Source organism: Microbacterium sp. 70-16 (assembly GCF_001898315.1).
In the GTDB taxonomy this organism is placed as follows: domain Bacteria; phylum Actinomycetota; class Actinomycetes; order Actinomycetales; family Microbacteriaceae; genus Microbacterium.
The window spans coordinates 24,651-47,161 of sequence record NZ_MKTQ01000010.1 but is presented as its reverse complement, the minus strand read 5'-3'; the positions used below and the strand labels follow the sequence as shown (position 1 = coordinate 47,161).

Here is a 22,511-nt window from a genome sequence, read left to right as displayed (position 1 = left end):
TTCAGCTGACGCGCACGCGCGGGTCGAGCCGCACGTACACGATGTCCACGAGGAAATTGGCCACCAGCACGGCGGTCGTGATGGTGAGGAACAGCCCCTGCATGAGGGGATAGTCGAGGTTCTGCACGGCGGAGAGCAGCTGGTAGCCGACGCCGGGATAGGCGAAGACGACCTCGGTCAGCAGCGCACCGCCGACGATGAAGCCGAGTGACATGCCGAAGGCTGTGACCGACGGCAGCATCGCGTTGCGCGCCGCGTAGGCGAGCATGATGCGGTTCGGGCGCAGGCCCTTCGCCTCGGCCATCGTGATGTAGTCCTCGGCGTTGGTGGAGATCATCGTGTTGCGCATGCCCAGCATCCAGCCACCGATCGAGACGAGGACGATCGAGGTGGCGGGCAGGAACAGGTGATAGGCGACGTCGCCGATGAACGCGAGCGAGAACTCGGGCGTCGACCCCACAGAGAACGCGTGCCGCAGAGGGAACCAGCCCAGCGTCACGCCGAACAGGTAGAGCAGGCCCATCGCGAGCCAGAAGTACGGGAACGATCCGATGAAGACGAGCACGGGCGGCAGTACGGAGTCGAGCGCACTGCCGCGGCGCCAGGCGGCGAGGATGCCAAGCAGGTTGCCGATCAGGACGGCGATGATCAGCGAGGTCAGTCCGAGCAGGATCGTCCAGCCGATCTGGGTTGCGATCACCTGCGTCACGGGCGTCGGGAATCGCGAGATCGAGAACCCGAAGTCGCCGGAGAGGATCTGCCCCAGGTAGCGGAAGTACTGCTCCCACAGCGGGGCGTCGTCGAGGCCGAACGAGCGGCGCAGCGCTTCGATCTGATCGGGGCGGATCGAGCCCTGGAGCCTTGCGACCATGCGCGTGACGGGGTCGCCGGGCATCAAGCGCGGAAGCATGAAGTTCAGCGTGATCGAGACCCAGAAGGCGGCCAGGTAGAAGCCCAGGCGCCGAAGGATGTATCCCATGGTGTTCTCCTCGGCGGCACATCGGGCCGCCCACGCGGGGCGGCCCGATGGCCGTCGTTGATCAGCCCTTGACGGGCTCGAGGGTGGTGAGGATGAGAACCGCGCTGCGGGCGCGGACCGCACCGAGCGAGGCGTACGGGTTGTCCGCGTCCGGCCAGCCGGTGAAGCGCAGCGTGCTCGCCGCACCGAACTCCGGCCCGGGGAACAGCGCCACAACGGGTGCTTCCTCGGCGAACAGTGCCTGAAGATCGTTCATGATCGACTGCTGCTCGGCTTCGTCGGAGGTCGCCGCGAACTGTGCCAGCAGGGTGTCAGCCTCGGGCACGCCGAACCGGTGGTAGTTCTCGAAGGCCTGCTCGCCGACCGGCTTGACCGTCTCGGTCGACATGATGCCGCGGTAGAACTGGTACGGGGTCGGGGCGTTGTTGCTCCACACGATTCCCGAGTCGAACGTGCCGTTCTCGTAGCTCGACACGACTTCGGCCCAGTCACGCGCCGCGACGTTGACCGTCACGCCGATCTCGGCGAGGTTCTGCGAGATCACGTTGCCGACCGACACCCAGTCGCTCGAGGTCGTCCCGACCGAGAAGTCGAACGCGAACGGCGTGCCGTCGGGCAAGACGCGCTTGCCGTCGGCGCCGAGGGTGATGCCCGCGGCATCCAGCAGTGCGCCGGCGGCATCGAGGTCTCGCTTGGTCCACGTGCACGAGTCGACGACGGCCTGATCGCGCCACGTGTCGTAAGCGCCCGACAGGCCGGTGCAGTCGGCCGGCACCGTGTAGCCCTGCATGCCGATGGAGGTGACCTGATCGCGGTCGACGGCCATCGACAGTGCCTTGCGCACGTTGGCGTCGTCGAACGGCGCCTTCGTCGTGTTGAACTGCCGGCTGACCATCGAGCCCGTCGTCGGGAACCAGAAGAAGCGGTGCTCCGGGTCCTTCGCGACGAACGCTTCTTCGATGTTCGGGATGAACTGCGGCGACCAGTCGACGTCGCCGTTCGCGGCGGCGAGGTTCGCCCCGTCGTTGCCCGCGAAGGCGAGCATGCGGATGCCCTCGATCCTCTGCTTCTCGGGCTGCCAGTAATGCGGGTTCTTGAGCAGGTCGAACGACTGCGCCTGGAAGTTCGTGACCTCCGTGTACGGTCCGGTGCCGACGGGCTCGGGGTTGGTAAACTTGGAGGGGTCGTCCTGCGCGTCCCAGATGTGCGCGGGTGCGATGACCTGCTGGCCGACATCGAGCAGCGCCGGCGAGAACGGCGTGTTGAAGTCGAACTCGACCGTCAGATCGTCCACGGCCGTCACGTTCTCGATGTAGTCGAAGCCGCCGCGGATCTCGCGTTGCAGGGCGAAGCTGGTGACGACGTCATCGGCCACGAGCGGCTCGCCGTCGGACCACTGCACGCCGTCGCGCAGGTGGAAGGTGATGCCGGTGCCGTCTGCCGCGACGTCCCAATCGGTCGCCAGCCACGGCGTCGTGGTGCCGTCGGCAGGGTTGAACACGAGCATCGACTCGTAGATCGCGACCTGGGTCATCGGGAAGTCCGGGTTGGAGAACGGGTTGAAGTTCTGGTCGAACGTGCCCATGTCCTCGCGCGGGATCGTCAGCAGCTGCGTGCCGTCGAGTTCTGTCGTCGAGGTGGTGCCGCCGCCCGAGCAGCCGGCGAGGAGGATCGCCCCCGCGGCCGCGATGGCCGTGATGACGGCCATCCGTCCTCTGTGAAGTGCCATGATTGGTGCTGTTCCTTTCTTCTGCGTTGAAGCCGAAGGTCTGCTCGTCGAGAGATGTCCAGTCACACCGACGAGCGTTCGAGGAGCGGGCAGTCGACCGTCACGATCTTCGTGTCGGTCGACTCTCCCGCCGTGATTGCGGCGAGGATATCCACGCCGAGGGCGCCCATCTGTTCGAAGGGCAGTGCAACCGTGGTCAGCCCCGGCCTCAGGTAGCCCGCGATGAGCTCCTGATTGTCGAAGCCGATGACGGCGACATCGTGAGGAATGCGGAGGCCGCGCTCCTTGATCGCGTCGTACGCGCCCATGGCCATGCGGTCATTGGCGCAGAAGATCGCGGTCGGCGGCTCGGCGAGGTCGAGCAGCTGCTGCGCGGCGTCGAACCCGCTGTCGGCGGTCGCGTGACCGCTGACCTCGAGCTCGTCGTCGACGGTGATCCCCGCTTCGCGCAGGACACTGTGGTAGCCCTCAGCCCGCCCGATCGCCGCGGGGATGCCCGGGTCGAGATTGATGAAGCCGATCCGGCGGTGGCCCGCCGACAGCAGCCGCTCAGTCGCGCGTCGACCGCCGGCCCGCTCGTCCGGGACGACGGCGGGGAACCGGCCCTCGACGTCGAAGCAGTTCACCAGGACGGTGGGCACCTCGCGCGCGATCTCGGGGACGACGACGCCGCGGTGCCAGGTGGCGGCGTAGATCAGGCCTTCGACGCGCTGTTCGAGCAGGCGCTCGATGGCCGCGGTCTCGGCCGCGGCATCCGACTCCGTCGACGCGATGAGCAGGTACTTGCCGTCGTCCATCGCGCGGTCCTGCGCGCCCTTGATCACGTCGACGGCGAACGGTGCCGTCACGATCTCGGTGACCAGTCCGTACCAGTCGCTGCGCTGCTGGGCGAGGGCGCGTGCACCCGCGTTCGGGCGATAGCCGAGCTCGGCCGCGGACTCGAGCACGCGGCTGCGCGTCTCTTGCGCGAGAGTGACGTCGTGTCGGTCGTTGAGCACGAGCGAGACCGCCGTGCGAGAGACGCCGGCGTGCTCTGCGACGTCGCGCATCGTCACCGCTCGTGCTCTCGGGGTCTGCTTCGACACGGGGGTCCTCATCTTCGTCGATTCACACCTAACCCGCGTTAGGTCATGACGGGATGATGCTAACGCGGGTTAGGACGGTGCGTCAAGCACCAACTTCGCGCGGGCGCGTCACCACGTGGCCACTGCAACAACTCAGGAGTCGCGCGCCTCGCGGCGCGCGTCGACCCCGGTTTTCCGCGGCGGGGCGGCGCGCCGGGCGCCAGGACTCCTGAGTTAATGCGGTGCGGGGGTCGAGAGCCACCACGAGCCGCCCCGGTCAGGCGCCCGCGCGAGCGCGGAGCGGCGCGGCAACGCCCGCCGGGCGCCCCCGGCGAGCGCAGCGAGACGAAACGCCGGCGTCAGGCCCCGCGGGCTCCCGCGTCGGTCGAGCCGACGTCGGTGCGGTGGAAGTTCTGGAACGAGCGGGATGCCGTCGGGCCGCGCTGCCCGTGATAGCGGTTCAGGTACGGTCCTGTCCCGTAGGGGTTCTCGGCCGCCGACGACAGCCGGAAGAAGCACAGCTGCCCGATCTTCATGCCGGGCCAGAGCTTGATCGGCAGGGTCGCGACGTTGGACAGCTCGAGGGTCACGTGTCCCGAGAATCCCGGGTCGATGAACCCCGCGGTCGAGTGGGTCAGCAGCCCCAGGCGCCCGAGCGAGGACTTGCCCTCGAGGCGCGCGGCGATGTCGTCGGGCAGCGTCACCTGTTCGAACGTCGAGCCGAGCACGAACTCGCCGGGGTGCAGGACGAACGGCTCGTCGGGCGCGACCTCGATGAGGTGCGTGAGGTCAGGCTGGTCTTCGGCGGGATCGATGAACGGGTACTTGTGGTTGTCGAACAGCCGGAAGTACCGGTCGAGACGCACGTCGACACTCGACGGCTGCACCATCGACGGGTCCCACGGGTCCAGGCCGACTCGGCCAGTGGAGATCTCGGTACGGATATCGCGGTCGCTCAGCAGCACGCGGCCAGCCTACTGGTCGGCGGGCGCCGATCCACGGCCGCCGTCACAGAGCGACCCCGGGCCGCCAAGCTCCAAGCCGCCAAGCCCCGAGCCCCAAGCCCCAAGCCGCAAGGGCGGCTCACACCGTGCGCACGAGCCGCGCAACGCCGATCTTCGAGTCGGCCATGCCGTAGAACACGAAGTCCTCGCCGTCGATCCGCTCGATCGCGGTCGGGAAGACGACGTTGCCCACGGTGCCGACGACCTCCTCGGCGGTCTCAGGTGCGATGAGCGGCGCGTCGGTGCGCGCCAGCACCCGCGCCGGGTCGGCCGCGTCGAGGATCATCGCGCCGGCGGAGTAGAACACGGTGTTCTGCGGCGTGAACGCGCTGCCGACGACCTCGCCGCTGACCCCGTGGTGGATGAGCAGCCAGCCCTCGTCGACGCGCAGCGGCGCGGGGCCGGCGCCGATCTTGAGCCTCTCCCAGTCGTACGCGGGGCCCGCGACGAAGCGGTGCCCGATCGGCCGAGCCAGCGCCGCGAGGTCACGCTCGACGTCCGCCACGGGCATGTACGAGATCCAGATGCTCGCCCGGTCATCGGTGACCCCGGCCGGCAACGGCGCGCGCTCACCCGCTCGCGCGAACTCGAGGTCCCACATGGGCCGGTGCAACAGCGCGAACGCCGGCTCCCCACCCGGGCCGGGCACGGGCTCGGGAAACAGCAGCACGTCCTTGTTGGGGAACAGGTTCAGGTCGGTGTCGAGGGCATCCTCGTACCCGAACTGGATCGGCCCGAGCCGCCGCCACGACCGGGCATCCTCCGACACGGCGAGGGCAGGCCGGGGCCCGAGCGGCCCGAACGCGACGTACGTCATGACGTGCAGGCCGAGGGCCGGGATCGTCGTGATCCGCGGATCCTCGACTCCACCGTGCGAGGTGCCATGCTCCCAGCCCCGGTCGGCTTCGAGGACGACGCCGAGTCGCTCGACGCCAGTGGGGATGCCATCGGCAAGCTCCACCCGGCCGATCCCGATCCGCGACACGTTTCCGGCCGAGACCAGCCTCGGATAGATGTACAGCTCGCCGTCGGCGCCGCGGGCGGTCGCGGGATTGAGCACTCCTTCGATCTCGAGCGGGTTGCCCGGCTCGGGGCTCATGATGACGCCGAGCCGTTCCAGAGCGAACGGGAAGGGGGTAGTGGTCATGGGGACCCTCCTGGGGGATGCGGGCGTTCAGCCCTTGACGGCGCCGAGGACGCCGTTGACGAGGTAGCGCTGGATGAAGATGTAGCCGACGATCAGAGGCGCGGCGACGATGAACGTGGCGGCGGCGAGCAGGGGCCAGTTGTTGGAGTACGTGCCCTTGAAGGCGTACAGCCCGACGGTGACGGGGAACTTCGCGGGGTCTGCCAGCAGAACGGTCGCGAGGATGATCTCGTTCCAGATCCAGACGGCCTGCAGGATGAACACCGTCGCCAGCGCGGGCTTGGCCAGCGGGAAGACGAACCGGAACAGATATCTCCAGTAGCCGATACCGTCGAGCGCCGCGGCCTCGTCGAGTTCGTACGGGATGGACTTCGCGAACCCGCTGAACAGCAGCGGCCCGATGCCCACGCCGACGCCCACCATCAGGATGTAGCCGAGGCGGTTGTCGTACAGCCCGAGCCGCAGAAGCAGCTGGAACTGCGTGATCAGTGCGTTCGGCAGGAACAGGACGACGACGAACAGCACCGTCCAGAGCCTGCCGCCGGCGATGTAGCCGCGCGCGACCGGGAATCCCATCACGAGAGCGATGAAGGTGCCGATTGCGGAGCCGACCATCGTGTACAAGACGCTGTTGAGGATGTAGGCGCCGAAGTTGCCCTGGTTCCACGCTTGCAGGAAGTTGCCCCACTGCGGATCCGTGACGATGCCGACCGGGTCGGCCGCGAACTCGGCGGTGGTCTTGAGGGCCGTGTTCAGGAGGTACAGCAGCGGGAACAGGAAGACGACCAGCAGGACCGCCGCACACACGTAGGCGCCCCACGGCACCCGCATCGGCCCGCGGCCGCGTCGCAGTATCGAGCTCACAGCTTCGCCTCCCGTCGGCGCAGGTACCAGAGCGCGACGATCGTGACGACCCCCACCAGCAGGAACTGGATGATCGAGATCGCCGCCGCGTAGCCCTGCGACTGCGACAGGGTCGTGCCCGACTTTCCGCCGAAGCCCTGCACGTAGATCAGCAGGCTCAGCACCTGCGTGGACTTGTTGTTCGGGCCGGTCAGCACGTAGGTGAGCTGATAGCTCTGCAGCGCATTGACGATACCCAGCAGCACGTTGGCCGTGATCGAGGGAGCCAGCAGCGGAATCGTGACGTTGCGGAAGCGCTGCCAACCGGATGCCCCGTCGATCGCGGCGACTTCGTAGAGTTCGGCGGGGATGGCCTGCAGCCCCGACAGGAAGATGATGACGGAGATGCCCATCACCATCCAGATCTGGACGATGATCACGAGCGCCAACGCCAGTCGTGGGTCACCGAAGAACGCTGAGCTCGTCCCGAACCAGCTCAGCACGGCGGCGGCAGGACCACCCGTGACGTTGAACATCAGCGACCACACGAGGCCGGTGACGGTGACGCCCAGGACGGTCGGCATGAACACGACCGCCCGATAGAAGTTGCGGCCGCGCAGGCGCAGGTTCAGCAGCAGGGCGACGCCGAGCGCGAGCACGATCTGCACGGTCGTGCTGACGACGGCGAAGACGATCGTGTTCCACAGCGCGTTCATGCTGTCGGCGCGCTTGGCCGGCGAGAAGAACGAGATGTAGTTGTCGAGTCCGACCCAGTTCACCGGCAGGTAGGGCAGCCCGCGCAAGTCGGTGAACGAGACGACGAAGACGGCGACGGCGGGAACGAGCCCGAAGACGGTGAGCAGGATGAGCCCGACAGCGAAGCTCACCCGCACCGGCGCACGGCCGGGGAACGGGAATGTCTGTGCCACGTGAGAACCTCAGTGAGATCCTTCGCCGCCGCAGATCGCTGCGGCGGCGAAGGATGGGTCGGTCAGAATGCCGCGGCCCACGCCGACTGCGCGGCGTCTGCGGCTTCCTGCGGGGTGCTCGTGCCGAGCGGCGCGAGCGCGGGGTAGTTGAACGGGTACACGGCATCCTGCCCGGCGTCGTTGTTGGCGATCCAGACCTGCTCCCACGCGGGCTGGAACTCTTCCGTGTACTGGGCGATCGAGTTCAGGAAGTCGGTGCCCTCGATGCCCTGCTGGGCCGGCGAGAAGCCGGAGTCGGCGACGAACTGTGTGTACGTTGCCGGGTCGGAGAAGAAGTCCAGCCACGCCAGCGCGGCGGCCTGGTTCTTGCTGGAGGCGGCGACACCGAGCTGCAGCTCGATCTTGCCGTTGAGGCTGGCGTTGTCGGCGGCATCGTCACCGCCGGGCAGCGGGAAGTACCCGAACTCGAACGCGTCGCCGACCGCTGCCGCGATCGTCGGCGAGTTCCACGTGCCATCGGGCGTCATCGCGAAATCGCCCGCGGCGAAGCCTGCGGGGATCTCGTCGTAGCCCGCGCCGGCGAAGTTGGGCTGTGCGTTGTCGAACACCTCTTGGGTCTTCTGCAGGATCGTCAGCGGCACACCGCTGTCGAGCGTCGCCGACTGGTCCCAGAGCGCCGCGGCGAGGTCTTGCTTGTCGGCCGTCGTCGGCAGTTCGCCGCCCGCGACTCCCAGCATGACCAGCCCGCCCGGCCAGCCGTCCTTGCCGCCGATTCCGAACGGGGCGATGCCCTCGGACTTCAGCGTCGTCATCACGTTCTCGAGCTCAGACCACGTCGTGGGCACGTCGAGTCCCGCGTCAGCGAACATCTGCTTGTTGTAGTACACGCCGGTCGAGTAGCTGAGCCCGGTCGGCACCGCGTACTGCTTGCCGTCGATGGCTTGCGCATCCAGCACGGACGGGGTGTAGTTGCTGAGGAACGACTCTCCGGTGAGGTCGAGCAGGCCCCCGGAGCGCGCGAGCAGCACGTCATCCGAAACCGAGTCAGCCGCGTAGTCGGGCGCCTCGGTGAGGTTCTTCACGACGAAGACGTCGACGTTGCCTGCGGTGAGCCGAGAGGACTTCGTCGCCGGATAGTTGTCGTTCGACACCGACGACAGCACGACATCGACATTCGGATACTTCTTCATGAACGCGTCGTTGACCGCAGCGAACGCCGCGTCCGACGCCGCGGCGCTCGACACGAGGATCTGCAGCTCGCCGGAGATCCCGTCGCCGGTGGGCTGTTCTGCAGCGTTGCCGGAGCACGATGCGAGGGAGATCATCGCCACGGCGAGCCCAGCCGCGGCGATGGTACGACCGATGGTGCGCGTCGAGCGCAACTTCTTCGTTGCCATGTGAGATTCACTCTCCATTGAGGGCGAGGAACGGGTTCCTCGCGGTGGGGTTCGGCGAAAGCCGTAACCGAAACGTTTCGGTTGTTGCAGTCAAGCACGTCTGCGCCGGTGATGCAAGAGATGGATGCCTCAGAAAGAGCGGGTCGAGTCGCGCAAGACCAGTTCGGCGGGCTCGACATCGGCATCCTGTGCCGTACCCGACTCGATCGTCGCCAACAGCAGCCGCGCGGCTTCGTACCCGATGCGGCGCGGTGCTGTCCGCACCGTCGTCAACGCTGGGTGGACATACTCTCCCAACTGGATGCCATCGAACCCGGCGACCGACACGCGGTCCGGGACGCTGATGCCACGGCGTTCGAGACCGGCGATCAATCCGAGCGCTGACAGATCGTTGGCGCAGAAGACCGCGGTGCTCGCAGCGTCCGCGGCGATGGTGGCCGTGGCCGCGAGGCCGCCTTCGTAGGTGAACTCGCCGGACACCAGTGCGCCCTCTTCGAGCCCGAACTCGCGCAGCGCCGCACGCCACGCGTCAACGCGCTGCACCGCGTGCAGGTAGTTCATCGGTCCAGACACGTGGGCGACGCGACGGTGACCGGTCGACGCGAAATGGCCAATGAGGGCGCGGATGGCGGCGCCGAAGTCTTGCCGGACCGCGGGCACGGGGCACTGCGCCGAGGGATTGACCGCGACGGCAGGGAGTTCGAGCTCGCGGACGAGGTCGGTGCGCGGATCGTCGACCTCGAGCTCGTTGAGGAAGACGCCGTCGACCCGTCGGTCGCCGGCCAGGCGCCGGTAGCGGTCGAGCGTCTGCGCGGCATCCGCACTCATCTGCAGCACCAGCGCGTAGTCGCGCTCATCGAGGTAGGCCTCGACGCCACCGATGAAGGCGCCGAAGAAGGGGTCGAGCTCGAGTACATCGGGGTTGCGCTGCACGACAAGACCGACCGCGTACGCGCGCTTGCCGGACAGACTCTTGCCTCGCAGCGACGGCGTGAACCCCAGCTCCGCCGCAGCCTCGACGATGCGCAGTCGCGTCGCCTCCGACACCCCCGGGCGGTTGTTCAGGGCACTGGACACCGAGCTGATGGCGACACCGGCGCGTTCGGCGACGTCGACGATCGTCACTCGCTTGCCGCGAGGCGCTCCGGGGCCAGCGTCGCTTGTCGTGCCCATCCCGCTAGCGTAGGCGCTCGACCGGCGCGGGTGAGGTCACCGGGTATGCTGGGACACGGTTCGATCAGCGATCTGAACCGACAATGTGTATCGCTATGTGTACACCAGGCCTTGCGGGGAGTCCGACTCCCCAGTGTTTTCAAGGCCTCGGGGCTGTAGTTCAATGGCAGAACTTCTGCTTCCCAAGCAGACAGCGCGGGTTCGATTCCCGTCAGCCCCTCCACTGACACTTCTCTCGCACGTTGAGCAGCCGCCCCGCCTGGGGCTTATCGACCTTTCGCGCGGCCATTCGGACACTGCCACGCGCCGGCGCCCTGCGCGTGCGGCATTGGTTGCGGTCCACGCTCCGGGTCATCACCGGATACCGTGCGTGCGTTCAGAAGGTTGTCCGTGATCCTCATGATCTCGTCCTGCAGCCCCGGGTGAGCAGCGGCGTGCGGGCGTTCAGCCTCGGCGACTTGACGCACGATGGTCAGTGTCTCCTGCACGACAACGGACGCCATCTCCTCAGCGATGCCCCACGACACCGCTTCGGTAACGATGTTGCCGGAGTGGATGGCGCGGTGCTCCGCGACACCGTCGACGTACAGCGCTACTTCACCGTCCATGTCGGTATAGAAATGCTGCGGCACGATGTCGTAGGCGTCGGCGAGGCGCGCGTGGTTGCCCTCATGGATGAGGGAGATGTTCTTCAGGTGCAGGTCGAGGTTCCCGACAGCCACAGACAAGGTGACCAGCCGCAACAGCGAAAGCGTGTCCGCCTCCCCCAGGGCTCTCGCAACGTCGGCCAGGCCGCGGCCGCCGTACACCTCGTACTTCTGAAGGCCAGCGGTGCCGAGAATCTGATTGAAATCCTCCTGATGCACCCGGCCGTCGGGCGTGCTCTCAGACCGGTCGTAGCGCTCGATGACAAGGGCCGTGGTCCCCGCGAACACGTCAAGGTACGTCTCGAAGCGCGCCAGCCCCAGATGTCGCGCGAACCGAGACCCGTACTCTTCATCGAAGATCATGCTCGGATATTTCCCGACGACAGGTTTGAGGATGTGCGTGGAGGGGTACCCGTCCAGAACTCTCATCCAGGCGTCACCGTCGCGTGCGAGGACGATCTTGCTCTGGACGCCAGCGAGCGAGGTCTTGCCGCCCCGGCGGGGGCGGTTGCCGAGCGGGGAGGCCCTCACGTCTTGGAGCATGGCGGATACTCCCCGCTCGTCAAGCTGCTCGGTCCTCGGCGCTCGTGGCTCACCTGGGGCTTCGGGGTCCCACGTCTGGACAGCGCCGGCGACGTCGCGTCCGTATTCGCGCAACATCGCGATGACATCTGCCGGGTCGACCCGCGCCTCCTGGGCGAGCCTTGTCCGGGCGTCACCTTCGGGGAGCAGCTCAGCGAAGAAGTTCCGCCGACGGTCGCGGTCGCGGGCGGGGGCGGATGCAAGCAGCGGCACGGCGAGGGACAGCGCCGAACTGTTCAGGCCGTACTCACGGATCGCTTCGGGAGCGGCCACGAAATCGAACCCCGACGACATCACTCGGAGCGTGCCGACCCGTAGACCATGGAGTGTGACGATCAAGTCACCCATGGTGCTCCCCCGGCTCCGGGACGTCGACCCGGACGGTCACCCCGAGATGCGCGAAAGCCGCGAGGATGCGAGTAAGGGCCGGAGAATCCTTGCCAGCTTCGAGCTCCCAGATGTACCGCTGGGACACACCGATAGCGACGGCAAGGTCACGTTGGCTGAGTCCCTGCGTGACCCGAGCCTGTTGCAGGGCAACGCCGAGGTCCGCCGGCGTGTGTGCTGGCATCGAATACATGACCCTCCTGACTACCTCAAGGTATTCAACGGTACCTGACTACATCTAGGTAGTCAACTGTGTGCGAATACGTCTCTGTAGTCAGATGGACTCGGCAGAGCCGGGCACATCCGTCAGGCGCTCTGCCGGATCACGACGGTCGGGTGCATCGGGGGCGTCTCGGGCGGGGCATCCCCGCGGATGCCGGCGCCGATCACCTGCGCGAGGTGGGCGACCACGACCTCCTGCTCGTGGTCGATCGTCGTCAGCGGAGGGTCGGCGAACAGCCCGAGCGGGATGTCGTCGGCGCCGATCACGGCGAGATCGTCGGGGGCGCGCAGCCCCTGCTCCCGCATCGCGCTGAGCAGGGCGAAGGCGTAGTCGTCGCTGTACGCGCACACCGCCGTCACTCGATCTCCGGCGTCAGAAGCCCACCATCCCTGCAGGGCGGCCCGGATGCCTTCGGGAGTGAGCTCCGCGCTCTGCACCTGCGGACGATCCAGACCCAGGTCCAGGCACGCCGCTTCCGCACCCTCGATGCGCAGGCGGCTGAACAGCTGATCGTGCGCAGCACGCGGCGCGAGGAACCCGATGCGTCGATGCCCGGTCGCCGCGAGGTGCTCGACCTGCAACGCGCCGACGAGACTGCCCCTGGCGAGCACCGGGTTGTCGTCGTGGTCCTCGTCCCAGAGCAGTCCGTGCGCGACGAAGACGCCAGCCGACTGCATTGCGGCGCGCTCCCCGCGCCCGACGTCGTCGAGCAACAGGATCGCCGCGGGCATGATCGACTGCCACAGGTCGCCGACCGGCATTCCCTGCTTCAACCGGCGGATGACCGGCTGCAGCTCCATCTGCTCGAGATGATCGGTGAGCCGGTCGATGAAGCCGGACATCGCGTAGCCGAGCGGCCAGTCCGGCAGCACGATGAGCACGAGGTTCGAGCGCCCGAGTCGCAGCGCCCGCGCAGCGGCGGACGGCGCGTAGTTCAGCTCGCGGGCCGCCTCCAGCACGCGGCGCCGGGTCTCCTCCGGGATGCGCCCGTGCGGCTTGTCGTTGAGAACGTAGCTGACGGTCGCCTGCGACACCTGGGCCAGCTTGGCGACCTGCATCGCCGTCACCCGTGGAGTTGCCATTGCGCGCCCTGTCACCGTGTTCGTCCTGTGCAGATCCTACCCAGCGAGACAGATCGGATGCCGCGAGGTCTATAGTGTGCTTATACGTATCAGCACTCCAATGAGAGAACCATGACCCGCACGCCGCACGACTCGCCCGCCTTCGCCTCCGCACCGGACGGTGGGTCCGTCACCGCACCCGCTGAGCGTGTGGGGCCCTGGTTCATCCTCGTCTACGCGCTCGCGTCGTTCGGCGCCCTGCTCGTGCTGCTGACGCCGTCGCTGGAGAGCCTCGCGCTGCGCATCAACACGATGGCCTCCGCGGACGAGGCCCCGAGCGTCCTCGGCTCCGTGCTGACCACCGGGTTGCTGCTGCAGGTCGTCGCGCTCCCCATCGCCGGCCGGCTCAGCGACCGCACCCGCTCGCGGTTCGGTCGCCGTCGGCCGTGGATCGTGATCGGCGCAGCCGGACTCCTCGTCGGCGGCGGCGTGATGGCGTTGGTCCCGGGGCTCGCCGGTCTCATCACCGGCTACGCGATCGTCTCGGTCGCCGGCAGCGCCTGCGTCGCCTCGCTGCTCGCCGTGCTGTCCGACCGGGTCCCCGTCGCGCAGCGCGGCTCAGTCTCGGCGTTCGTCGGACTCGGCACGGTGGCGGCGCTGGTCGTCGGCTCGATCATCATCGCCGCCGTCCCGCACAACTCCGACGCCATGTTCCTCGTGCCCGCGATCGTCGGTGCGTTCTTCCTGCTCCTCTTCGTGGTCGTGGTGAAGGAGCGCAGCTCCCGCGACGATGCACCCCTCCCCGCGCAGGGCATCCGCGACATCCTCTCGACGTTCTGGGTGGATCCGCGTCGGCATCCGGACTTCTTCTGGGCCTACCTCAGCCGCTTCCTCCTGCAGCTCGCCTACGCGTTCCTCACCACCTACCAGGCTTATTACCTGATCAGCCACCTCGGCATCGCCGCCGAGGACGTCGCCGGCCAGGTGCTCATCGGCACCCTCCTGCTGGCCGCGGCGACCGTCGTCTCGAGCGTGCTCGCCGGACGCTTCTCCGACAAGCTCGGGCGCCGCAAGGTCTTCGTGATCACCGCCGCGTTCATCACCGCGGGTGCCCTGCTGCTCACCGCGGGAGCCGGCGATCTCACCCTGTTCTTCGCGGGGCTCGTCATCGGCGGGATCGGCTACGGCGGCTACACCGCGGTCGACCTCGCGCTCGCGACCGATGTGCTGCCGAATCCGGAGGATGCCGCAAACGACCTCGCGATCTTCAACACGGCGGCCACCCTTCCGCAGGCCCTGGCGCCGGCGATCGCACCGGTCATCCTCGCCATCGCCGCGCAGTCGTATCCGGTGCTGTACATCGTCGCGGCCGCCGTCGCCGTCATCGGCGGGTTCGTGATCTTCCGCGTGCGGAGCGTGCGATGAGCGACCCGCGCTTCGACGCGCCGAGCGGCGCGGTCATCGGGCGGCGGGACGGGGCCGTGCTGCGCGCGACCGGCATCCCGTATGCGACCGCCGCGCGCTTCGGCGGGCCCGCGCCGGCCGCCGATCGCACGGAGCCGTTCGTCGCGCACGACTGGTCACCGCAGGCCCCGCAGCCGGCCGACCCGATCGCCGACACCATGTTCGGCGTCGACCCGCGCGGCCGCGCCACCGACGAGCACTGCCAGCACCTCTCGATCACGCTGCCCGCAGCCCCGGCATCCACACCGCGACCCGTGCTGGTCTGGGTGCACGGCGGCGGCTTCGTCACCGGCGCCGGCGACCTCGCCATCATGGATCCCGCTGCGCTCGTCACCGAGCAGGATGTGGTCGTCGTGACCGTCACCTATCGGCTCGGCCTGCTCGGGTTCATCGAGACCCCGCACGGGCCCCGGGCGAACCTCGGGCTGCTCGATCTCATCGAGGCGTTCCGCTGGATCCGCCGCAACATCGCCGCGTTCGGTGGCGATCCGGCATCCGTCACGGCGTTCGGGCAGTCCGCCGGCGCCCAGGCGCTCGTCGATCTCATGGCGACGAAGGATGCCGCGCAGCTGTTCACGCGCGCGGTCATCCAGAGCGCTCCGCTGGGCATCATGCGTGGGCGCGCGGCGCTCAACCGCGCGCTCGCGGCGGCCGCCGCACCGCTGGGCGCATCGTCGACGCTCGCCGACGTGGCTGCTGTCCAGGAGCAGGTCGTCGCCACCGGCGCCCGGTTCGGGCTCAAGGGCGCGATGCCGATCGCCCCGCAGTACGGCTGTGCGCCGCTTCCGCCGGAGGCGGAGGTGGATGCCGCGCTGGCATCCGTCGCCCCCGCCATCGACGTGCTCATCGGCAGCACCACGGAGGAGGCGCGGCTGTTCCTGCCGTCGCTTCCCGGGGTCGACACCTGGTCGCGACTGCCGGTCGTCGGCGGGATGCTCGAGCGCCTGGTCGTCTGGTTCTGCACCTGGGCGGTGTACACCCGCGGCGTGCGGCGCTTCGCCCGCCGGCATCGCCGGGCGGGCGGCCTCGTCAGCACCTATGCACTGTCGTGGGCTGCGCTGGGCAACCCGATCGGCGCCGCGCACACGATCGACCTCCCGCTGCTGCTCGGCGACCAGACAGCGTGGGCGGATGCCCAGCTGATCGCGGGAACTCCCTACGCCGAAGTCGCCGCGGACGGGCGACGGATGCGCGCGCTCTGGGCGCGCTTCGCGCGGGGCGAGCAGCTCGGCGCCGGAGACTCGCTGGAGTTCCTCGCGCTGCGCGGGTGAGCGCGGCGGCGGGTCTGCGCCTCGGGAGGAGATTTCCGTTCGGGAGGATGCCTCGGCGGCATCCGTCCTCCCGAACGGAAATCTCCTCCCGAGCTGCGCGCAGTTCGACTCGTGGATGCCGCCCTCGAAGATGGCCCCCACTTTCGCGGAGGCCATCTTCGGGTTCGTGCAGCTACGGCAAACGCACGGCGCGATACAGCCCCCGCTCGTCGCGCTCGATGCGACCTGTCGTGAGGCCGCACTCGAGCCCGGCATCAAGGAGCGCCGCCACGCCCTCCGTCATCCGCTTACCGCCAAAGAGAGCCAGGGCCTGGCGTTTGAGTTCGTCCTGCTGCATGCCGCCGCCGAGCTCCGCAACGACGGCCATCGCGTTGGCGATCTCCTCAAGGGGCACATGTTCAAGGTTGCGTCCGTCGCCAGGCAGGCTGCGCCGAACTTCTCGCCATTCGGACGGGTCCATGCCTGTCGGCCAGGCACAGGATTTGTCCGACCGTCGAGAGTACTCCGGCGGGAGGCAGCGAAGTATGGCATCCGCACGCGCGGCAGCGACCCGACTGAGTCCGAACGACTCGGCCGCAAGCCGCGCCAGCCTCAGCTTGTGGACGGGGCCCTCTTTCTGCACGATCTCCAACAACACAGCACGGACTTCCTGCGTCGCCCAAGAGCCCGGTAGACCATCAAGGATGTCCACAGTGCCGTGTGCTCGCGGCTGCCACGGTGTGTACTGCCGCAGGTGCGAGTGGCTCAGCTCGGCAGACGCGACTGATGGAGCAAGTGCAGACCTCAAGGCGATCCGCGGATCGTCCGGTTGCGCAGCGGGCACCGGTGCGGGCGCCGGCTGCTGCTCCCCTGCACTCTGGGGCTGCACACTCGTGGGCTGCGGCTCGACAGTCGACCGCTGCAGCGCGGCCCGCGCCTCCACCACGGCATCACCCAACCGGCTGAGCGTCTGCTCTCGTTGCTGAAGCCACTCAGGCAACCAGACCCGCTCGACGCCAGGCCACCGCATCAGCCCCTTCAGCACGTCCACCGGCAGCCCGTCGCGATCCGCGACTGTGCGCCGCGCGCGCCAACTCTCACCGTCAAGCAGAACCGCAACCAGGGGCTGGTCGGGATCGGCGGCGTCCGCCACCGAGATGTCGACACGGAAGTCGGAGAGTCCGAGATCGGCCTGAACAGCGAATCCTCGAGTGCGAAGCTCATCGGCGATGTCATCACGGTGCCGGTCGATGAGACGCTGCCGCTGCGTGCCGTCAGTCTTCGATTCCACACCCACGGCGGCGAGTTCGAGATATCCCTTGAGGTGCTTGATACCCAGTGAGGCGGTCTCCTCTGCCCGCAACTGAGACGGATCGAAGCTCGCGAAGAGGACGACCTGCCGCCTCGCGCGCGTGATCGCGACATTGAGCCGCCGCTCTCCACCTGCACGCGACAGCGGCCCGAAGTTCAGGGGGATCACGCCACGCTCATTGGCGCTGAACGCCACCGAGAACAGAATGCAGTCGCGTTCGTCGCCCTGGACGTTCTCAAGATTCTTGACGAACAGTCCGTCGCGCTCGTCAAGCGCCAGAGCGATGCGCGCGTCTCCCGACTCTCGGAGCAGACTCTCGACCAACGTTCGTTGCTGCGCATTGAATGTGATGATCCCGAGCGACGGAGTCTCCGCGGGCGACGCCGCGAATCTGCGCTCAACCTCGCGGACGATGGCCTCCGCCTCCGCGGCGTTGGTTCGCAGCTCGCGGCCACGGCCAGATCGGTTGAAGTGCCCGTCGACGCGAACGAGTGAGATGCCATGATCGGCATCTCGTCCGCCCGATGTGGACGGCCACGGCGCTGGGAACGATGACAGCCGGCTGTCGTAGTACGCGTGATTGCTGAACGAGATCAGCGCCTCGTCCTGGCTTCGGTAGTGCCATGACAGCCACTTCCGCGGCACCCGCGCCTGCACACATTCGGTGAGGATCGACTCCTCGTCCAGAATGACATCTGCTGACGAGGACGCGTCCGCGTCGATATCGCTGTTCACCTCGGCAAAACTCGATGGAGGCATCTGCTTGCTGTCGCCGACGACGACAACCGACGTCGCACGCCCCATCGCCCCGACGGCATCGGCGACGCGAATCTGCGACGCCTCGTCGAACACGACGACGTCGAACATCTTCGCCTTTGCCGGGAAGAACCGAGCCACTGACTCGGGGCTCATGAGCACACACGGCGCGATCTGCGTGATGAGGTCGCCGTAGCTCTCGAAGAGTGCGCGAACACTCATCCCACCCCGTTGGCGCGAAAGCTGTCGTTTCAACTCGCCCATCATGCCGCCCTCGTAGGAGGGGTTGATCCGCCGCTTGCCGATGATCTCGGCGGGGATCCACGCGGGCATCGCGCTCCGAATGGCGGCGGCGCTCGACGTGAACCGATCGATCGTGCGATTGTGTGCGCGCACATCGAACCCAGCCATCGCCTGAGAGTCACCTCGCTCGGCGATCGATGTCTCGGCGATTCCCTTCTCCAGGGCGAGTGATGCGAGATCGGCGGGTCCCTCCCCCGCCAGCAGGGCATTGTGCGCCTCGGTCAAGCCCAAGCGGCGCAGCGGTTCCAACTGCAGGTAGAAAGCGATCCACCGGTCCAACGTCACGGGTGCTGCACTCGCGAGGTTTCGTGCCGTGGCCGTCGACCGCCACGCTGACAGAAAGTCGTTGTCTCGGGCCCAGGCGACGAATGCGCTGTCATCCTTCTCCACGGAATCACCGAGTCCGCACGCCACGGCGAGCGCCCTCCACGCCGCCGCAACGCGCGTCAGCGCTTCCGCGAGGCCATTGTCCGGAGAGCTCGTGGCGTAGTAGTTGCGGAGTTCCGCCGCGCCCTGGCCCGCCGACAGTGCAGATCCGACCCACACGGCCCATGAAAGCGTGGACTTCGCAGGTTCGATGCCTTCACGAAGATAGGGGTTCCAATCGGCCGGGACGACCGCGACGGGAAGCGTCAGAAGAGCGCTGCGGAGCGTCCGGATCTCGTCGCTGGCCCGCTCGATGTCTGCGGCGAGTGCCGTGACGTCGCGTGCGGGGAACGCACGCGGGTCGACACGAAGCGCCGCACCGTATCCGGCAAGCACAGCACGTTGTCGCTTACGTCGGCCGAAGAACCCGGATGCATCTGCGCCCTGCGCCGCGGTGTGGACTGCATGCGGATCGCCGTCGAGTGCTTCCGGGCCGACCGCGGCAAACCACGGAAGTTCCGCCGCGCTACCGTTCAGCCGTTCCTGCAGTGCGGGAATCTCGCCCGCCAGCGCCCTCGCATGCACAGCATCGACCGCATCGAGCGGGAACCGCGGTGCGGTCGCGAGTGTCGCCCACCGATCAAGCAGAGAGGGGCTTGTCACGCGGGCGAGGATCGCCTCGTCCGTGGGCCGAGACAGCAGGTCGGCGAGGGCGGTGTCGAACTCGCGCGCTGCGGCCTGCAGCGCCGCACTATCCGGAGTCTTGGCCGCCGACGCGGCGACGAAGCCCCACGGATGCAGTGGTGACGGGTGCGCGAGGTCGGCGGTCTCGGGCAGATCGCGCAGCGCTCGGCGCAGTTCATCCAGTTGGTCCTCCGTGCCCGTCGCGACGAGGGCGGCAGGCACCTCCAAAGACTCGATGTCGTCCGCCATGGCGAGCAACTGCTCGCGGGCCGTGTACATCGACAGGCCGGCCATGTTGGGTTCATGGAGCCGCTGCGCATAACGCTTGAGTGCACGGCGGCTTGAGGCCGCCTTCTCGGTGTTGGACTTGAGCGAGGCGCCGTCGGGCCGAGCACCGGCATCCATCGCGGCACGAATCTGGGCGCGCACGGCGTTCGGGCGCGCCCCCTTGTCGTGCAGGTCCAGCGAGAACGGTCCGAGTCCGACCGAGTCCAAGCGGTCCTTGACCACGTCGAGGGCCGCGCGCTTCTCCGCGACGAAGAGGACGCGCTTGCCATTCGCCAATGCGTGAGCGAGCAGGTTGGTGATCGTCTGCGACTTCCCGGTTCCGGGAGGGCCTTCCAAGACAAATGTCCGCAGCGCCTCGGCCTCAGCAACCGCCTCCAGTTGAGACGAATCGGCGGGGACGGGAACCGCGTTATTCAGCGCATCGAGATCAACGTCTGCAGGCGCTTGGAACGGATCGACGAATTCATTGGTCGGCGTGTGCACGAGATGCCCGACGAGAGAGTTCGTCGCCAACTCCTGCCAGTTCTCGTCGAGGTCTTTCCAGAGCCGGTACTTTCCGAATTGCAGGATCGACAGGTCAACGGTGTCCTCGACGGTGAATGACAGCCGGGCACTGGCGACCGCCCGACGCGCGGCCGCGAACGCCGCTGGCAAGTCGATGCCAGCATCGTCCTTGGCGGGGTTGGCGAGACCGGGGATCTCGAGTCCGTAACTCACTCGCAGCTTCTCGAGAAGACAGTAGTTCGGCGTGGACTCGCCGGCCTCATCGATGCTGATGCGGAACGATTTGCCGCCAGCTGTGGCCTCGAGCACAACGGGGACGAGGACGAGCGGCGATCGGAGCTCACGGTCGTTGAACGTCCACCGCAGCATGCCGAATGCGAGGTAGAGGTTGTTGGCTCCGGTCTCTTCCACGATGGTTCGCGCCTTGTAGGCAAGCGCCCGGAGTCGCGTCGTGTACGTGGCGTCGGTGACGCCGACGAACACCTGCTTCCGTTCAGCGAGCATCGACGCACGCGCCGTCTCCGGCAGGTCCTGCCCGAAACGGATGCCGCGGCTCGTGTCGACAGTGGGGATCCGATCGTTGGGGACCAGGCTGACCGCCGTGCCCGCGTTGATCATGTCCTCGAACGCCGCGAGCGAGGGCTGCGGCACCGCGAGCGGGTAGCCGGAGTTCTCGCCGTAGTTGATCAGTCGATTACGCAGACTCAGGTCGAGAAGCGCGTTCTTCCACAGCGTGACTCGTGCCGGGATGCCCCGCGCGGGATCACCCGCGATCGCGGCCTCGGTCGGTGCATAGTGCAGCGCCTCGGGCGCCTGTGCCACCGCGTATTCGTGAATCGTCACCTCGCCAGACTCGGACAGCGTGCGACTCGGGAGAGGATAGATCTGAGCGAGGCGCGCCTGCATGACGTCGGCGACGCCGCGAACGGACGACGCTCCGGCGGCGAGCGTGCTGAGATGATGGTGCCGGCGCGCATCAGCGAACGGTCGTGATGTCGTCCCGCCCGTCAGCGACGTGGTCTCCACGACCTCGAGCTGGCCCATGCCGACGTAGTTCGCCGCCTCGGCCGCATCCATAAGCGCGGGTCCGTCAAGACTCGCTTCGTCGCGCCAATATCCGAGGAAGATGTGGCCGTCTTGAAGCCACAGCGTGGAATTGATCCCCACTTCCTCTAGCGCCGCCGCGAGCGTGACTGTGGTGTCGAGACAGGTACCCAACCGACCATCGAGGACTTCCGCCGGCGTCCGCACTTTCTGCCCGTTGAGCCCCCAACTGGCAGGCGGTTCGGCGTAACGGATATCGCGTGCCCGCATGCTCTCGTAGATCGCCTCGACGATCGCGTCCACTCGCTCCCGGGAGCCTTGTTGGTAGGCGTCGAGCCTAGAGTTGCCTGTCGCTTGCTGGAGCCGGTCGGATGCCTCGACCAACAGCGGCGCGATGGCAGGGGAGTTCGGCTGCACAAACGACGCGAGGAGTTCGAGGCTGAGCTGCGGCGGGTTCGCGAGCCACTGATTGGCCGCCAGCACCGTCACCGGGGTGTCGCTGTGCGCGATGACACTGCCGTCGGCGTCACGCAGGGTGGCGCGAATCACCCCGTCCGACGGGTGCTCGACTGCGAGCATGCGCACGGGGTCCAGAACAAGATCGGCGTTGCGCAACGAAGTCGGCGTGGTTCCGTCGAGGTCGACGATCACCACCTTCGGGTCGCCGAGCGAGCCGAGCCGCGAGATCGCCTCGATCTCGACAGACGCGCCGCGCAACTCCTCGCCGCGATAGTCGATCGTCACCTCGTCGACGATCTCGATTGCATTTCGGGCGTGGGCATAGCTGACAACGGGGAGCGCGCTGATAGAAATCGCCACGTCGGCGGCCGACCAATCCGCATCCTCAGACGGGAACACCGGTCCCCCGATGGTCGTCGGGGCTACTTCGGACGCGGGTCCAACGGCCGCCATCTCGGGTGCAGATTCAGTCGTCATCTTCGCGAGCACGGTCCGCTTCTGCTCACGTATCGTGTCCGCCGCCTCGTGTGCTCCGACGGCGACAAGCAGCATCTCCGCTGAGTCGAGGGCACGGTAGACCTCGGCGACGGAGAAGTCCTCGTTGTGCGCCCATCTGTTCCTGACATCGCGCAGCTCACTTGCCCAATTCTGTGCCTGTCGACCGATTCGACTCGAGAAGATGTAGCCGAGCGACCCGAACGACTCCGTGAACGCGCGGAGGATCAGGGAGATGTCGCGAGCGTTGTATCGTGCGAAAGCACGCCCGGCCTGGCTGTCCTTCTGCGCGAGGATGTCGGTCCAGTCCTCGATCGCGGGTGCGACCTCTCGAAAGCGTGCAGCCACGACGGGCGCGAGGCCTTCACCCAACGAAGTGAGCGCTCTCTCGATGTGGTCTCGCATCTCAGACGCCGACATC

At 67.5% G+C, this 22,511-nt stretch carries 15 protein-coding genes and 1 tRNA gene; 3 read left to right on the top strand and 13 right to left on the bottom strand.

Features of this window, described 5'->3' with window-relative positions:
• Nucleotide 1: 1 nt before the first annotated feature.
• From BGO46_RS03095 to BGO46_RS03055, 9 genes are all read right to left on the bottom strand, one after another.
• Complete coding sequence (locus BGO46_RS03095) at nt 2-979, bottom strand: ABC transporter permease (RefSeq protein WP_292673477.1); 978 nt, start codon at nt 977-979, stop codon at nt 2-4.
• 61 nt (nt 980-1,040) lie between these two features.
• Entirely contained in the window at nt 1,041-2,708 is a 1,668-nt protein-coding gene (locus BGO46_RS03090; protein ID WP_292673479.1) for an ABC transporter substrate-binding protein, read from the bottom strand.
• A gap of 62 nt (nt 2,709-2,770) precedes the next feature.
• Nucleotides 2,771-3,757 (bottom strand): LacI family DNA-binding transcriptional regulator, encoded by a 987-nt coding sequence (locus BGO46_RS03085; protein ID WP_299985261.1) that lies wholly within the window; start codon nt 3,755-3,757, stop codon nt 2,771-2,773.
• A gap of 374 nt (nt 3,758-4,131) precedes the next feature.
• Nucleotides 4,132-4,737 (bottom strand): dCTP deaminase, encoded by a 606-nt coding sequence (dcd, locus tag BGO46_RS03080; RefSeq protein ID WP_292673483.1) that lies wholly within the window; start codon nt 4,735-4,737, stop codon nt 4,132-4,134.
• A 118-nt stretch (nt 4,738-4,855) separates the two neighbouring features.
• Nucleotides 4,856-5,923 carry a glycosidase gene (locus BGO46_RS03075; RefSeq protein WP_292673486.1) on the bottom strand — a complete coding sequence of 356 codons (1,068 nt, stop codon included), beginning with the start codon at nt 5,921-5,923 and terminating at the stop codon, nt 4,856-4,858.
• A 27-nt stretch (nt 5,924-5,950) separates the two neighbouring features.
• On the bottom strand, nt 5,951-6,787 hold the full coding sequence (locus tag BGO46_RS03070) for a carbohydrate ABC transporter permease (protein WP_292673488.1): 837 nt from the start codon (nt 6,785-6,787) through the stop codon (nt 5,951-5,953).
• Nucleotides 6,784-7,695, bottom strand: a complete 912-nt coding sequence (locus BGO46_RS03065; protein WP_292673490.1) for a sugar ABC transporter permease — start codon at nt 7,693-7,695, stop codon at nt 6,784-6,786. The genes BGO46_RS03070 and BGO46_RS03065 overlap by 4 nt, the downstream gene beginning before the upstream one ends.
• A gap of 62 nt (nt 7,696-7,757) precedes the next feature.
• Nucleotides 7,758-9,092 carry an extracellular solute-binding protein gene (locus BGO46_RS03060; protein WP_292673493.1) on the bottom strand — a complete coding sequence of 445 codons (1,335 nt, stop codon included), beginning with the start codon at nt 9,090-9,092 and terminating at the stop codon, nt 7,758-7,760.
• Between the two features lie 129 nt (nt 9,093-9,221).
• A complete protein-coding gene (locus BGO46_RS03055) occupies nt 9,222-10,265 on the bottom strand; it encodes a LacI family DNA-binding transcriptional regulator (protein ID WP_292673495.1) in 1,044 nt (347 codons plus the stop codon).
• Between the two features lie 149 nt (nt 10,266-10,414).
• On the opposite strand from BGO46_RS03055, the gene BGO46_RS03050 reads away from it, so the two are divergent.
• Nucleotides 10,415-10,488 (top strand) — tRNA-Gly (locus BGO46_RS03050).
• Between the two features lie 43 nt (nt 10,489-10,531).
• On the opposite strand, the gene BGO46_RS03045 is transcribed toward BGO46_RS03050, so the two are convergent.
• From BGO46_RS03045 to BGO46_RS03035, 3 genes are all read right to left on the bottom strand, one after another.
• Nucleotides 10,532-11,833 (bottom strand): HipA domain-containing protein, encoded by a 1,302-nt coding sequence (locus BGO46_RS03045; RefSeq protein WP_292673498.1) that lies wholly within the window; start codon nt 11,831-11,833, stop codon nt 10,532-10,534.
• 1 nt (nt 11,834) lies between these two features.
• Nucleotides 11,835-12,065 (bottom strand): helix-turn-helix transcriptional regulator, encoded by a 231-nt coding sequence (locus tag BGO46_RS14610; protein WP_366246785.1) that lies wholly within the window; start codon nt 12,063-12,065, stop codon nt 11,835-11,837.
• Between the two features lie 122 nt (nt 12,066-12,187).
• Entirely contained in the window at nt 12,188-13,186 is a 999-nt protein-coding gene (locus BGO46_RS03035) for a LacI family DNA-binding transcriptional regulator (protein WP_292897734.1), read from the bottom strand.
• Nucleotides 13,187-13,297: 111 nt separating this feature from the next.
• Here BGO46_RS03035 and BGO46_RS03030 point away from each other — a divergent pair, with 111 nt between their 5' ends.
• Entirely contained in the window at nt 13,298-14,590 is a 1,293-nt protein-coding gene (locus BGO46_RS03030) for an MFS transporter (protein ID WP_292673503.1), read from the top strand.
• Nucleotides 14,587-15,900, top strand: a complete 1,314-nt coding sequence (locus BGO46_RS03025; RefSeq protein WP_292673506.1) for a carboxylesterase family protein — start codon at nt 14,587-14,589, stop codon at nt 15,898-15,900. Before BGO46_RS03030 ends, BGO46_RS03025 begins: the two co-directional genes overlap by 4 nt.
• A gap of 172 nt (nt 15,901-16,072) precedes the next feature.
• On the opposite strand, the gene BGO46_RS03020 is transcribed toward BGO46_RS03025, so the two are convergent.
• Nucleotides 16,073-22,510, bottom strand: a complete 6,438-nt coding sequence (locus BGO46_RS03020) for a DUF4011 domain-containing protein (RefSeq protein ID WP_299985253.1) — start codon at nt 22,508-22,510, stop codon at nt 16,073-16,075.
• Between the last annotated feature and the right edge of the window lies 1 nt (nt 22,511).